This window comes from Oceanicola sp. 22II-s10i (assembly GCF_002210105.1).
GTDB lineage: Bacteria > Pseudomonadota > Alphaproteobacteria > Rhodobacterales > Rhodobacteraceae > Pseudooceanicola.
In genome coordinates, this window is the sequence record NZ_AQQU01000002.1 from 294,173 (window position 1) to 308,265 (window position 14,093).

General features: G+C 67.6%; 15 protein-coding genes. 11 read left to right on the forward strand and 4 right to left on the reverse strand.

Features of this window, described 5'->3' with window-relative positions; translation table 11 throughout:
- The first annotated feature begins 13 nt into the window (after window positions 1-13).
- The 10 genes from ATO6_RS09415 to ATO6_RS09460 all read left to right on the forward strand — a co-directional run bounded on the left by ATO6_RS09415 (window position 14) and on the right by ATO6_RS09460 (window position 7,255).
- Window positions 14-319, forward strand: coding sequence for an urease subunit beta (locus tag ATO6_RS09415; protein WP_088623734.1), 306 nt, complete (start codon window positions 14-16; stop codon window positions 317-319).
- A 30-nt stretch (window positions 320-349) separates the two neighbouring features.
- Entirely contained in the window at window positions 350-628 is a 279-nt protein-coding gene (locus ATO6_RS09420; RefSeq protein WP_088623735.1) for a hypothetical protein, read from the forward strand.
- Between the two features lie 30 nt (window positions 629-658).
- Complete coding sequence (gene ureC, locus ATO6_RS09425) at window positions 659-2,368, forward strand: urease subunit alpha (RefSeq protein ID WP_088623736.1); 1,710 nt, start codon at window positions 659-661, stop codon at window positions 2,366-2,368.
- A gap of 5 nt (window positions 2,369-2,373) precedes the next feature.
- Complete coding sequence (locus tag ATO6_RS09430; protein WP_088623737.1) at window positions 2,374-2,988, forward strand: hypothetical protein; 615 nt, start codon at window positions 2,374-2,376, stop codon at window positions 2,986-2,988.
- Between the two features lie 126 nt (window positions 2,989-3,114).
- Window positions 3,115-3,336, forward strand: a complete 222-nt coding sequence (locus tag ATO6_RS09435; RefSeq protein ID WP_088623738.1) for a hypothetical protein — start codon at window positions 3,115-3,117, stop codon at window positions 3,334-3,336.
- 31 nt (window positions 3,337-3,367) lie between these two features.
- Window positions 3,368-3,943 carry an urease accessory protein UreE gene (locus tag ATO6_RS09440; RefSeq protein ID WP_088623739.1) on the forward strand — a complete coding sequence of 192 codons (576 nt, stop codon included), beginning with the start codon at window positions 3,368-3,370 and terminating at the stop codon, window positions 3,941-3,943.
- Window positions 3,933-4,574: an urease accessory protein UreF gene (locus ATO6_RS09445; RefSeq protein ID WP_088623882.1), complete on the forward strand. Its 642-nt coding sequence runs from the start codon at window positions 3,933-3,935 to the stop codon at window positions 4,572-4,574. The genes ATO6_RS09440 and ATO6_RS09445 overlap by 11 nt, the downstream gene beginning before the upstream one ends.
- Complete coding sequence (locus tag ATO6_RS09450; RefSeq protein ID WP_088623740.1) at window positions 4,571-4,972, forward strand: hypothetical protein; 402 nt, start codon at window positions 4,571-4,573, stop codon at window positions 4,970-4,972. Before ATO6_RS09445 ends, ATO6_RS09450 begins: the two co-directional genes overlap by 4 nt.
- A 27-nt stretch (window positions 4,973-4,999) precedes the next feature.
- Window positions 5,000-5,623 carry an urease accessory protein UreG gene (ureG, locus tag ATO6_RS09455; protein WP_088623741.1) on the forward strand — a complete coding sequence of 208 codons (624 nt, stop codon included), beginning with the start codon at window positions 5,000-5,002 and terminating at the stop codon, window positions 5,621-5,623.
- 183 nt (window positions 5,624-5,806) lie between these two features.
- Window positions 5,807-7,255 carry a TrkH family potassium uptake protein gene (locus ATO6_RS09460; RefSeq protein WP_088623742.1) on the forward strand — a complete coding sequence of 483 codons (1,449 nt, stop codon included), beginning with the start codon at window positions 5,807-5,809 and terminating at the stop codon, window positions 7,253-7,255.
- A 109-nt stretch (window positions 7,256-7,364) separates the two neighbouring features.
- On the opposite strand, the gene glyS is transcribed toward ATO6_RS09460, so the two are convergent.
- From glyS to ATO6_RS09480, 4 genes are all read right to left on the reverse strand, one after another.
- Complete coding sequence (glyS, locus tag ATO6_RS09465; protein WP_088623743.1) at window positions 7,365-9,581, reverse strand: glycine--tRNA ligase subunit beta; 2,217 nt, start codon at window positions 9,579-9,581, stop codon at window positions 7,365-7,367.
- 93 nt (window positions 9,582-9,674) lie between these two features.
- Window positions 9,675-10,547 carry a DUF1206 domain-containing protein gene (locus tag ATO6_RS09470; RefSeq protein WP_088623744.1) on the reverse strand — a complete coding sequence of 291 codons (873 nt, stop codon included), beginning with the start codon at window positions 10,545-10,547 and terminating at the stop codon, window positions 9,675-9,677.
- A 58-nt stretch (window positions 10,548-10,605) separates the two neighbouring features.
- Window positions 10,606-11,136 (reverse strand): DUF6446 family protein, encoded by a 531-nt coding sequence (locus ATO6_RS09475; protein WP_088623745.1) that lies wholly within the window; start codon window positions 11,134-11,136, stop codon window positions 10,606-10,608.
- Window positions 11,133-12,074 carry a glycine--tRNA ligase subunit alpha gene (locus ATO6_RS09480; RefSeq protein ID WP_088623746.1) on the reverse strand — a complete coding sequence of 314 codons (942 nt, stop codon included), beginning with the start codon at window positions 12,072-12,074 and terminating at the stop codon, window positions 11,133-11,135. Before ATO6_RS09480 ends, ATO6_RS09475 begins: the two co-directional genes overlap by 4 nt.
- Before the next feature lie 193 nt (window positions 12,075-12,267).
- On the opposite strand from ATO6_RS09480, the gene ATO6_RS09485 reads away from it, so the two are divergent.
- The gene (locus ATO6_RS09485; protein WP_088623747.1) at window positions 12,268-14,082 is read left to right on the forward strand and encodes a trypsin-like peptidase domain-containing protein; all 1,815 of its coding nucleotides are present in this window, start codon (window positions 12,268-12,270) and stop codon (window positions 14,080-14,082) included.
- The last annotated feature ends 11 nt before the right edge of the window (window positions 14,083-14,093 follow it).

The window sequence follows — 14,093 nt, forward strand, 5'->3', positions numbered from 1 at the left end:
GAGGCACCGCGCCGTGATCCCCGGTGAGGTCTTTCCCGCCGAGGGCACGCTGACACTCAACGAAGGGCGCGATGCGATCACGCTGATGGTGGCGAACACCGGGGACCGTCCCGTGCAGGTCGGCAGCCATTACCACTTCGCCGAGACGAACCCGGCGCTCGATTTCGACCGGGCGGCGGCGCGGGGCATGCGGCTGGACATCGCGGCGGGGACCGCGGTGCGGTTCGAACCGGGCCAGCGGCGCGAGGTCAACCTGATCGCGATCTCGGGCGATCGCAGGATTTTCGGTTTCAACCAGGCGGTTATGGGCGATCTCTGATCCGCCGCCGGGCACAGGAAAGGGTAGAAGATGTTCACGCCAGACGCATTTACCGCCATTCCGGCCGCCTACGTCCGGGTCTGCACCCGCATGGCCGAGCAGCAGCTGAGGGTGATGACCGTCTTTACCCGCGCCATGTTGCAGCCGAACCCGTTTTTCGCCGCTCTGGCCGCTCAGTCCGGAGAGGAGCGGGTCACACCGCCCAAGGCGACGCCGGCGCCCGAGCCCCGTGCGGGACGCCCCAAGGCTGCCGCCGCACCCTCGCGCGCGCGCCGCAAGCCCGCCACACCGCCCACGATGCCCGTCTGACACGCGCCTCAGAGTTCAGGAGACAGCGCAATGCCCACCCAGATTTCCCGTGGCGACTATGCCGCGATGTTCGGCCCAACGACCGGCGACCGCGTGCGGCTGGCGGATACGGACCTCATCATCGAGGTTGAGAATGACCTCACAACCTACGGGGAAGAGGTCAAATTCGGCGGCGGCAAGGTGATCCGCGACGGCATGGGTCAGTCGCAGGCGACACGGGCGGCGGGGGCGGTCGACACGGTCATCACCAACGCGCTGATCGTCGATCATTCGGGGATCTACAAGGCGGACGTGGGGCTGAAGGACGGGCGGATCGCCAAGATCGGCAAGGCGGGCAACCCCGACACCCAGCCCGGCGTCAACATCATCGTCGGCCCCGGCTCCGAAGTCATTGCGGGCGAAGGGAAAATCCTGACCGCGGGCGGATTCGACAGCCACATCCACTTCATCTGCCCGCAGCAGATCGAGGATGCGCTGCATTCCGGCCTGACCACCATGCTGGGCGGCGGCACCGGCCCCGCGCATGGCACTCTGGCGACGACCGTGACGCCGGGGCCGTGGCACATGGCGCGGATGCTACAGGCGGCGGATGCGTTTCCGATGAACCTCGCCTTCGCGGGCAAGGGCAACGCCTCGCTCCCCGCCGCGCTGGAGGAGCAGATCAAGGCCGGGGCCTGCGCGCTGAAGCTGCACGAGGACTGGGGCACGACGCCCGCCGCCATCGACTGCTGTCTGTCGGTCGCCGACGACTACGACGTGCAGGTGATGATCCACACCGACACGCTGAACGAGAGCGGCTTTGTCGAGAACACGGTCAAGGCCATGAAGGGCCGCACCATCCACGCCTTCCACACCGAGGGCGCAGGCGGCGGACATGCCCCCGATATCATCAAGATATGCGGCGAAGCTCATGTGCTGCCGTCGTCCACGAACCCGACCCGGCCCTTCACCGTGAACACGGTGGACGAACACCTCGACATGCTGATGGTCTGCCATCACCTCGACAAGTCGATCCCCGAGGACGTCGCCTTTGCCGAGTCGCGGATCCGCCGAGAGACCATCGCGGCCGAGGACATCCTGCACGACATGGGCGCGTTCTCGATCATCGCCAGCGACAGCCAGGCCATGGGCCGCGTCGGCGAGGTGCTGATCCGCACCTGGCAGACCGCCGACAAGATGAAGAAGCAGCGCGGGCGGCTGGCCGAGGAGACCGGCGACAACGACAACTTCCGCGTCCGCCGTTACATCGCGAAATACACGATCAATCCGGCCATCGCGCACGGCCTCAGCCACCAGATCGGCAGCATCGAGGAGGGCAAGCGCGCCGATCTCGTCCTGTGGAACCCGGCCTTCTTTGGGGTGAAGCCCGAGATGGTGCTGATCGGCGGCATGATCGTCTGTGCCCAGATGGGCGATCCGAACGCCTCGATCCCGACGCCGCAGCCGGTCTATTCCCGCCCGATGTTCGGCGCCTATGGCCGCGCGGTCGAAAACTCCGCCATCACCTTCGTCTCTGCCGCCGCGCAAGCCGAGGGGATCGGCAAGGCGCTTGGCCTCGCCAAGGAGACGGTGGCGGTTCTGAACACCCGCAACATCGGGAAAAAGGACCTGATCCACAACAATGCCATGCCCAAGGTCGAGGTGAACCCCGAGACCTACGAGGTGCGCGCCGATGGCGAGCTGCTGACCTGTCAGCCCGCCGAGGTGCTGCCGATGGCGCAGCGGTATTTCCTTTTCTGATCCGTATGTTACTGCTTCGATCCTTCGCCTGTGCCGTCGCGCTGTCCAGCGCGGCACAGGCCGATTGCCCGACAGCCGCCGATGCCGCGACCGGCATCACCCTGCACCAGCAATGGGGGCAGATGGACCTGTTCCAGGTCATCAGTCCGGAACTGACCGCCTACAGCTACCGCGACGGCGGGAATGTCACGACGCTGGTGCTGATGGCGCGCGGCGTCTACGTGCTGGAGCGCGTCTATACCAACAGCTCGACGGCGCCGAGCCGCGTCAGCTTTGCCTTCGACATGACGCCGGACGACATGCCGGTGCCCGAGGCGGGCCTGACCTGGGAGGTCAAGGCAATTGCCAGCGGGCAGGAGGGCGCGACATGGCCCGAGACCCATGTCTATGCCTTCGGCGAGGAAACCGAGATCGGCATCGGCCCCTGCACCTATCGCGCGATCCCCTTCACGCTGACGGCGAAATACGAGGACGAGGCCGACTGGCAGGAGGCGTCCTATTACCTGCCCGACCTCGGGTTCGGCTTCATCACCAATTCGCCCGACGGCGAGGGCGGGCGGATCGACTATCTTCAGAGCACCATCGGCCGCTTCGGCGACCTGGACCTCTACAGGGAATGACAGGAGTTTCTGCGTTGCAGCATTTGCATGGCGGGATTGAGGGATTGTCCGTGGCAAGGGAAGCCAAGCTGACCTATCTTAAGCGTCAAGGGAGGAAACCGAACCTGACGCATACAGAGGTTTCCAATGGCACAGGCACAAGTTATCGACACCCGTTCCGGCTTTCGCGGCCGTCTGGACACGTTCTTCTCGGCATTCGCCCAGGGCTTCAACGCCTATGTGGAAAGCCGGTCGCGCGTGGCACAGATCCACAAGCTGAACGCACTGTCCGACGCCGAACTGGCGAAACGCGGTATCACCCGCGATGGCATTCCGGCCTACGTATTCCGCGATCTGTTCTACATCTGATCGCTGACGGGTCCGAACCGGGGCAGGGGCGATGAGCGCCGCCGCCCCGGTCCCCGCGCACCACGTCGTGCGCGCCTATGACGGGACGCCCGCGGATCGCGTGCGGCTCGACTATGACGGCCGGTTCCTGCGCCGCAAGGTGCTGACGGGCGAGGGCGGACTGCGCATCCTCGTCGATCTGGACCAGACCGTATCGCTGGACGAAGGCGACGCCTTCGTTCTGGACGACGGGCGCCATGTCGCCGTCGTCGCGGATGCCGAACCGCTGACCGAGGTCTCCGGCCCCGACCTGCCGCGTCTGGCCTGGCACATCGGCAACCGGCACACCCCCTGCGAGATTTCATCCGACGGCCTGCGCATAAGGCGCGACCGGGTGATGTCCGACATGCTGGCCCGTCTCGGCGCGACGCTGACCGACCTCACCGCGCCGTTCCGGCCCGAAGGCGGGGCCTACGGCCACGGCCGCACCCATGGCCACAGCCACGGCGAGGCCGAGGGCGGTCCGCACCGGCACCCCCATCATCACGACCACGATCATGGGCACGACCATGACCACGATCATGCGCACGGCCACAGCCACGGCCATTCCCACGGTCATGGCCACTGATCCTGCCCTGATCCTGCATCAATGGCTGTCCCCCGCTTTCCCGGTGGGGGCCTTCGCCTATTCCCACGGTATGGAGTGGGAGGTCGCGGCGGGACGTCTGCCGGATGTCTCCGCCGTGGCGCGCTGGCTCGACACCTGCCTGACGCAGGGCGCCGGCCGCAACGACGCGATCCTGCTCGCCGCCGCCTACCGCGCCGAGCCCGTCGGCCTGCCGGACCTCGCCGATCTGGCCGAGGCGCTCGCCCCCTCGCGTGAACGGCGCGAGGAGACGATGGGGCAGGGCCGCGCCTTCACCGCCACCGTCAACGCGCTCCACGGCCTCGACCTGCCCGCGATGGCCTACCCGGTCGCGCTCGGCCGCGCCGCCGCCGCGCTCGATCTGCCGCTCGACCTGACGCTGCGGCTGTTCCTGCAGGCCTTCGCCGCCAACCTCGTTTCCGCCGCCACCCGGCTGGTGCCCCTCGGCCAGACCGAGGCGCAGAAATGCCTCGCCGGGTTGGGCCCCCTCATCGAAACCCTTGCGGAACAGGCCGCGCCGGGCGATCCTGAGCGGATCGGGGGCGCGGTGCCGATGATCGACATCGCCTCCATGCGACACGAAACCCAGGGGACGCGGCTCTTCCGCTCATGACCGACTTCGTCAGGCTTACCCCGCTCTACAACGGGTCATGGTTCGCCCGTGCGCGGGACACGCATTCCATAGCCCTCATCGGACCCCGCTCCATTCCCATTCTGCAGGACTGGGAGGACGGCGCGCTGGACTGGCAGGCGGAACCCGAACCCCGCTTCGAGCAGATCGCCGATCCCGCCGCCGGAACACCCTGGTGGATGGAGCCGAAGCACGAGGACTGGCGCGCCCAGCTGGAACCCGAGACGGTAGTCTGGGTGCGGCTGATGTTCCGGCTCAAGGACAAGGACGGCACGCCCGTGCCCGGACGCAGCAAGGGCATCTGGCGGATCGGCACCTCGGAAATCGACGCGCACCGGATCCTGCTGACGTTCAGCGAACGTCTGGGTGACGTGCATTGACCCGGCTTCATCGAAAGGACAGCTGACATGACCTCTCCCAACGGTCCCCTGCGCATCGGCCTCGGCGGCCCGGTCGGCGCGGGCAAGACGACCCTGACGGCGGCGATCTCGCGTGCGCTGCGCGACCACGTCTCGATGGCGGTGGTGACGAACGACATCTACACGCAGGAAGACGCCGAGGCGCTGGTCCGGATGCAGGCGCTGCCCTCGGACCGGATCATGGGGGTCGAGACGGGGGGCTGCCCGCATACGGCGATCCGCGAGGACGCTTCGATCAACCTCGACGCCATCGCCAAGCTGCGGGCGCGCTTCCCGGACCTCGACCTCGTGCTGGTGGAATCGGGCGGCGACAACCTGTCGGCCACCTTCTCGCCGGAACTGGTCGACATGACGATCTACGTGATCGACGTGGCCGCGGGCGAGGAAATCCCGCGCAAGGGCGGCCCGGCCATCACCCGCTCCGACATCCTCGTCATCAACAAGACCGACCTCGCGCCCTATGTCGGCTCGGACCTGAAGGTCATGGAACGCGACGCCACGAAGCAGCGGCAGGGCCGCCCCTTCGTCTTCACCAACCTCAAGACCGGCGATGGCCTGCCCGAGGTCCTGCGCCTGATCGAGGAAATCGGCGGCCTCTCCGTCCCCGCCTGACCCGCCAGCCGCTCGTCACACCTTGCGGAGTGTCTCGCAGGTCCCCTGCTTCTTCTGGTTCCAAATACCTTCGGGGGTGAATTGCGGGCATCGCCCGCAAGAGGGGGCAGACAGCCCCCTCGCGCCCCCGGCCACCCGCACCACCGCTTGACAGAAACACCCCCCTCAGCCAAGCCTCGCCCAATGTTCGACATGCGCCCCGTAGGATATGTGATCGGTCTGCTGACCGCGGTCCTCGGGGCCACGATGATCATTCCGCTGATCGTCGACATCGCCGAGGGGCGGGGCCACTGGCCGGTCTTCTTCGAATCCATGCTGATCTCGGTCCTGTGCGGCGGGATCACCGCGCTGTCCTGCCGGAACGGGCTGAAGGAGGGGCTGACGCTCCAGCAGACCTTCCTGCTCACCACGCTGGTCTGGGTCGTGCTGCCGCTCTTCGGCGCGCTGCCGTTCATGCTGGGCGCGACCGACGCGCGCCCCGTGGACGCCTTCTTCGAGGCGATGTCGGGCCTGACCACCACCGGCTCCACCGTCTTCACCGGCCTCGACAGCCTGCCGCGCGGGATCCTGCTGTGGCGGGGTATCCTGCAGTGGCTGGGCGGGATCGGCATCATCGTCGTGGCGATGGTTTTCCTGCCCGAGCTGCGGGTCGGGGGGATGCAGGTGTTCCGTTCCGAAGCCTTCGAGACGATGGGCAAGATCCTGCCCCGCGCCACCGCCATCGCCTCGCAGATCTCGGTGATCTACGTCGGGCTGACGCTGGCCTGCGCACTGACATACATCCTGCTGGGGATGGGCACCTTCGACGCCACCGTCCATGCGCTGACGACCGTTTCGACGGGCGGGTTCTCGACCCGCGACGCGTCCTTCGGTGCCTTCTCCGGGCCGATGGAATACGCGGCCTCGGTCTTCATGATCCTCGCCGCGCTGCCCTTCGTGCGTTACGTGCAGATGCTGAACGGCAACCGGACGGCCCTGTTCCGGGACGTTCAGGTGCGCGGGTTCATGTGGGTGATGCTGGTTCTGATCGGGGTCAGCTGGGTCGCGCTGCTGCACATCTTTCCGCACCACTGGGAAAAGAGCCTGCGCGAGGCGCTGTTCAACATCACCTCGATCATCTCGGGCACCGGCTATGCCAGCGTCGATTACATGACCTGGGGGCCGTTCCTGATCACCATCTTCTTCTTCATCGGGCTGGTCGGCGGCTGCGCGGGCTCGACTGCCTGTTCGGTCAAGATCTTCCGCTACCAGATCCTGATCGCTTCGGTCCGGGCGCAGATCCAGCGCATCCACGCGCCCCATGCCATCGTCACCCCGCGCTACGACGGCCGGCGGCTGTCGGACGAGGTGCTGGGGTCGGTGATGACCTTCTTCGTGTTCTTCGTGGTGACGCTCGGCGTGCTGTCGGTGGCGCTGGCGCTGACCGGGCTGGATTTCGTCACCTCGATCTCGGGCGCGGCGACGGCGATCGGGAACATCGGGCCGGGCCTGGGGGAGATCATCGGCCCGGCGGGCACCTTCGCGCCGCTGAACGACACGGCGAAGTGGATCCTGGCGGTCGCCATGCTGGTCGGACGGCTGGAGCTGATGGCGGTCTACGTCATCCTGACGGTGAATTTCTGGCGGAGCTGATTGCGCCGGCCGGGGGGCCGTCGCGCGGGATCGAAGCATCCGGGCATCGAGCCCGGATGCTTCGGCCTCCGGCGGGAGTTTGTCTGGCCAGATGAAGCCGGGGTGGTTGTCAGCCTTCGAGCTTGGTGAGATCCGCGACGGTCAGGCAGGTGGTGCGGATCGTCGACAGCATGTTCAGCCGGTTGCGGCGGACGACCTGGTTGTCGGTGTTGATCTGCACCGCCTCGAAGAAGGCGTCGATCGGCGCGCGCAGGGCGGCCATGGCGGACATGGCGGCGGCGAAATCCTCGGCCTGCATGGCGGTGTCGATCCTGGGCTTTGCCGTTTCGAGGGCGGCGAATAGGGTGCGTTCCTCGTCCGTCTCGGCGAACTTGGGATCGGCTCCGAATTCGTAGGCGACGCCGTCCTTCTCCTCGGCCTGGGTGAGGATGTTGTTGGCGCGCTTGAAGCCCTGCAGCAGGTTGCCGCCGTCCTCGGTCCTGAGGAAGTCCGACAGCGCCGTCGCGCGCTTCACCACCAGCGCGAGGTCGTCGCGGTTCGGCATGGCGAGGCAGGCGTCGATCACGTCGTGGCGGACGCCCTCGTCGCGCAGGTGGACCTTGAGACGGTCGTGGAAGAAGGCGAGCAGGTCGTCGGACAGGTCCGGCGTGTGGCCGGTGATCCTCTCGAGCCAGTCGGGCTTGTCGCCGGGAATGCGGTCGATGATCGCGTGGACCGCCGCGCCAAAGACGCCGTGATGCGCGATCTCGGCGAGGATCTCGTCCAGCAGGGCGTCGTCATGCACCGGCGCGATCTGGTGGCGAAGGATCTGCGCGTCGATCAGCCGGTCGAGGTGCAGGCGCAGGCCGTTCGACAGCACGATCCGGATCACACCGAGTGCGGCGCGGCGCAGGGCATACGGGTCCTTCGAACCCGTCGGTTTCTCGTCGATGGCCCAGAAGCCCGTCAGCGTGTCGAGCTTGTCGGCCAGCGCAACGGTGGCGGAAACCGGGGCGGCCGGAACCGCGTCCGACGGCCCGAGCGGCGCGTAGTGCTCCTGCGCGGCGGCGGCGACTTCGGCGGGCAGGCCGGCGGCCTCGGCGTAGTAGCGGCCCATGAGGCCCTGAAGCTCGGGGAATTCGAAGACCATCTCGGACGACAGGTCCGCCTTGGCAACCCGTGCGGCCTGTTCGGCGAGGTCCGGATCGGCCCCGGTCATCGGCGCGATCTGGCGGGCGAGCGCCGCGATGCGGTCGATCCGGGCGGCCTGCGAGCCGAGCTTGGCGTGGAAGGTCACGTTCGCCAGTTGATCCAGCCAGGGCTGCATCTTTTCGCGCTTGGCGATGCGCAGGTCGTTTTCCCAGAAGAACTTGGCGTCCGACAGGCGCGCCGACAGCACCTTGAGGTTCCCGGCCAGCACGGTCGCGCCGTTGTCCGCCGTTTCCCGGTTCGCGACGGTGACGAAGCGTTCGAAGCGGCCCGATTTCGGGTTCTTCACGGAAAAGAACTTCTGGTGTTCCTTCATCGAGGTCTGCAGCACCTCGGGCGGCAGGTCGAGGAAGTCGGGCGCGATGGCGCCCATCAGGACCACCGGCCATTCGACCAGCCCCGCGACCTCGGACAGCAGGCCCCGGTCCTCGACCAGTTCCAGCCCGGCGGCGAAGGCGGCGTTCTGCGCGTCGTTCAGAATGTGTTCGGCACGCTCGGACGGGTCCAGCACCACGTGGGCGCGCTTGAGCCTTGCGGCGTAATCCTCGAACCCGTTCACGGCAAAGCGGCCCGGCGCCATGAAGCGGTGGCCCTCGGTCGTGTCGCCCGAATGGATCCCGTCGATATCGAGCGGCACGACGATCTTGCCTGCCTCGGTCGTCAGGATGGCGAGGATCGAATGCAGCGGCCGCACCCAGCGGAGCGGGCCCGCGCCCCATCTCATCGACTTGGGCCAGGGGAAGCTGCGGATCGTCTGTTCCAGCACCTCGGCCACGATGTCGGCGGCGGGGCGGCCGGGCCGTTCGATGATCGCGAACAGGACCTTGCCCTTCTTGTCCTCACGCTCCTCGACCTGGTCGCGGGTGATGCCCGCGCCACGCAGGAAGCCCTCGATCGCCTTTTCCGGCGCGTCGGCCTTGGGCCCGCGCCGTTCCTCGCGGATGGTGGGGCTTTCGGCCAGCAGACCCTCGACCGCCAGCGTCAGGCGGCGGGGCGTGTGGAAGGCGGCGGCATGGGCATAAGTGAGACCGGCCTCGACCAGACCGTCGGTCATCCGCTTCTTCAGTGTCGCGGCGGCGTCGGCCTGCATGCGGGCCGGAATTTCCTCGGAGAAGAGTTCGATCAGAAGATCGGGCATCGCGTCTCACCCATTCGTGGCTCAGGCGGCGCAAGGGGTGCGCCGCCCGGTGTCACGGGTGCTTAGCGTCAGTGGCCTCGAGGGTCCAGTGGGTCAGTGCACCTGCGCGGCGGCACGGTGCATCTCGCCCCGCGCCTTGGCCTTGGCGCGGGTGGCCAGCGTGGTGATCTCGTCATCCGTGGCGCGCGGCACGACGCGATAGATCGCCTCGACGAAACAGTAGAGCGCGAAGCCGAGGGTGCCGAGCGCCAGCAGGCCGAGCAGGATGCGGCCATAGGGCTGGGCGCGCACCGTCTCGAACGCCTGACCGATGCCGCCCGCCTGACCGGGGTCGGTGCTCTGGCCGGCGTAGTAGAGGAAGGTGCCGATCAGCACGATCACCACGCCATGCGCGATCAGGCCGGCCTTGATGGCGGGATCGAGCTTTTCGGTCGTGGCGGTGCAGCGGATGTGTTCCTTGTACTTCTCCGCGATGGCCTTGTAGCCGTAGTAGAGACCGGCGCAGATCGTGATCCCGCCGATGACCATGACGATCAGCTTGCCGTTCTCCATGGCCAGAACCTTGGAGGTCAGGCTTTCCGTCCCGCCGCCTTCGCCGCTGCTGTCGCCGAGCGCGAGGCGCACGACGGAGAAGGAAAGCGCCGCGTGGATCAGGCCGGTGACGGTCTGGCCGGTGCGGGCGATCACGCCCTTGACGCCGTGGCCACGGTCTTCGAGGTCCATCCACGCGCAGATCAGCCGCCAGACGGTGTAGGCGAAGAGCCCCGCGGCGATGAGGAAGAGGAGCGGCGTGCCCCACGGTTGGGCCTTGAGCTGGGCCAGCGCGCCCTGCGTGCCTTCCGCGTCGCCGCCTTTCCAGGCTGCAAGCAGGGCGAGGCCACCCACGACGATGTAGACAATACCGCGGGCCGAATAACCGAGACGCATGACGGGGACGACCCACCCGGGTGCGAGATCTTTGGACATGGGGAACTCCTCTCGCGGGGACAGCGCGCGAGAGGCGGGTTCGGTTCCCCAGATAACGTTAACGGCGCGCGGTGCCGTCGGGGGGCGGGGGGCAGCCCTCGGGCGCGGGCTGGCCGTCAAAGACCACCTCGCCGCAGTGATTGATCTGGTGCCAGGCAAAGCCGCGCCCGTCCGGCAGGATCGCGACGACGCGGTCGATGCCGTAATGGACATCCTTGATCGACAGGTAGGCTTTCGCCGTGCCTTCCTCCAGCGCCGCGCCGATCTCTTCGGCGTCGAAGCAGGAAAACCAGCCGGGCGCGACACGGGGTTCCGCGCCGGGGTAGGGTTCCCATCCGTCGGAGTCGAAATCGCCCGACAGGCTGAAGCAGCTGCGGTAGCGGATCGGCGAACTGTCGGCGTCGATCGCCTGCCAGTCGGCGTGGGGCAGGGGGACAGGGTCGCCCCCGCTTGTCGGCGTCAGCACCACGTCGCCTTCGCCCAGCGAGGTGACGTCGTCGTAATAGGCATAGACCTGCTGGTAATAGAGGCCCGCGCCCGCCGCCAGCGCGCAGACGACGATGACGATGGCAAGGATCTTGCCGGTCAAGCCGCCGTCTCCGCCGTCCAGCCGCCCGCCTCGGTCGTCACGAAGGCGTCGGCGCATTTCTTGGCGAGCGCCCGGACGCGGCCGATATAGGCCTGCCGCTCGGTGACCGAGATCACGCCGCGCGCGTCCAGCAGGTTGAACAGGTGGCTGGCCTTGATGCACTGGTCATAGGCCGGATGCGCCATCACGATGCGCTTGCCGGTCTTGGGGTCCTCGGCCTCGCGCGACAGGATCGCCTCGCACTCAGCCTCGGCATCCTCGAAATGCTTCAGCAGCATCTCGGTGTTGGCCACGTCGAAGTTCCAGCGGGAATATTCCTGCTCGGTCTGGCGGAACACGTCGCCGTAGCTCAGCGGGATCGGGGACTGCGGGTCGTTGAACGGCATTTCCATGACGTGGTCGATGCCGAGGACGTACATCGCCAGCCGTTCGAGACCATAGGTCAGCTCGCCCGAGACCGGATGGCAGTCATGGCCGCCGACCTGCTGGAAATAGGTGAACTGCGACACCTCCATGCCGTCGCACCAGACCTCCCAGCCCAGACCCCATGCGCCGAGCGTCGGGCTTTCCCAGTCGTCCTCGACGAAGCGGATGTCGTGCAGGTCCATGTCGATCCCGATCGCCTGAAGCGAGCCGAGGTAGAGGTCCTGCAGGTCGGGCGGGCTCGGTTTGATCAGCACCTGGTACTGGTAGTAGTGCTGCAGCCGGTTCGGGTTCTCGCCGTAGCGCCCGTCGGTCGGGCGCCGGGACGGCTGGACATAGGCCGCGGCCCAGGGCCGCGAGCCGAGCGAGCGCAGTGTCGTGGCCGGGTGAAAGGTGCCCGCGCCGACCTCCATGTCATAGGGCTGCATGATCGCGCAGCCCTTGGACGCCCAGTAGGTCTGAAGCCTCAGGATGATCTCCTGGAAGCTTTTGGGTTTCGCATTCGCCTCGGCCATGTCGGTCCTCGTCCGGCTGGAACTCGGCGCATGGACTAGTCCGGCGGCGGGGCCGGGTCAACATGCGTGCGGATGACGCGCCGTCGCAGGGCGCGGAAGCCTGCGCACGGTAATTTTAACGTGCAGGTGGCCACGAATTTGTTATGAGGAACCAACCGAGCAATAAAAGACGTCCCGAAAGGCATTTTCCGACATGTATCGCATTCTTATCGCGCTGGTCTTCGCGGTAACTTTCCTTGTTCGACCCGCCGCCGCCCAGCAGGATCTCGTCTGGGTCCAGATCGAGGCGCAGCCGACCCTCGCCGAAGCGCAGAGCGCCATCCGCCGCTATGCCGACCGCCTGCAGGACGTGAACGGTTTCGCTCTGGACGGGGGCTGGTACGCCATCGCGCTCGGGCCCTACACGCGCGACGACGCGGCGCAGGTGCTGAGCGTGCTGCGGCGCGAGGGCGCGATCCCGCGTGACAGTTACATCGCCTTTCCGTCGGCCTACCGGCAGCAGTTCTTTCCGGTCGGGGCCAACAGCCTGAACAGCGCGCCGGTGCTGCCGCAGGACTCGAACACGCCCGCGGAAACCGCCACACCCGCGCCCCAGCCGGACGCGCAGCCTGAAACGCAGACACAGGCGCAGGCCGACCCGGCCCCGACTCCGGCCCCGCAGCCCGAGGTTCAGACCCCGGCGCTGCCGGACGAAACCCCGGCCGAGGCCCGCCGCAGCGAGGCACTGCTGACCCGCGAGGAGCGCGAGCAGCTGCAGATCGCCCTGCAATGGGCCGGTTACTACACCGCCGCCATCGACGGCGCCTTCGGCGCGGGCACCCGGCGGTCCATGGCCGCATGGCAGGACGCGAACAACCACGAACCCACGGGCATCCTGACCACCGCGCAGCGGGCGGAACTGATCGCGCAATACAATGCCGTCCTGGACGGCCTGGGCCTGCACCGCGTCACGGACGAGATGGCGGGGATCGAGATGATGATGCCGACCGCGCGCGTCAGCCTCGACAACCACGTCGCGCCCTTTGCGCATTACACCTCGGCCGACGGCAGCCCGGTGCGGGTCGTCCTGATCTCTCAGGCGGGCGACCGGGACACGCTCTATGGCCTGTATGACATCATGCAGACGCTCGACATCATCCCCGAAGACGGCGAGCGCGAGCGGCGTGACACCTCGTTCACCATCACCGGGCGCAATTCGCAGATCGTCTCCTACACCGAGGCGGCGCTGGAGGGCGGGGCGATCAAGGGCTTCACGCTGGTCTGGCCCGCGGGCGACGAGGAACGGCGGACCCGGCTTCTGGGCGAGATGCGCGGATCGTTCCGCACGCTCGACGCCGTGCTGCCCGCCTCGGCCGGAATGGACGAGTCGCAGCGTGTCGATCTGGTCTCCGGGCTGGAGGTGCGCAAGCCGCTCCTGTCGCGCTCGGGCTTCTACGTGGACGGCACCGGCACGGTCGTGACCGCCGCCGCGGCGGTCGCGCAGTGCGGGCGCGTCACGCTGGACCAGAAGATCGACGCCCGCGTGGTGTCGCGCGACGCGGAGTCCGGGCTGGCCATCCTCAAGGCCGACACGACGATCGCGCCGATCGGGCAGGCGGTGTTCGCCACCGTCACCCCGCGCCTGCAGTCCGAGGTCTCGGTCGCCGGTTATCCCTACGAGGGTGTCCTGCCGGCGCCCAGCCTGACCTTCGGCACGCTGGCCGACGTGCGCGGCCTGCACGGCGAGGACACGCTGCGCCGTCTGACCCTGACCGCCCAGCCCGGCGATGCGGGCGGGCCGGTCTATGACAAGGCGGGCCGGGTGATCGGGATGCTGCTGCCGCGCGGCGACGCCGAGCAGAAACTGCCCGAGGACGTGGTCTTTGCGCTGGACGGCGCGAAGGTCATGCAGGCGCTGACCGCTGCCGGCGTCAGCCCCCGCACAGGGGCGTCCGATCAGGACATGCCCCCCGAGGACATCGCGCGCGAGGCGCGGGCCATGACCGTCCTCGTCGGCTGCTGGGAATGAATGTCGCACCC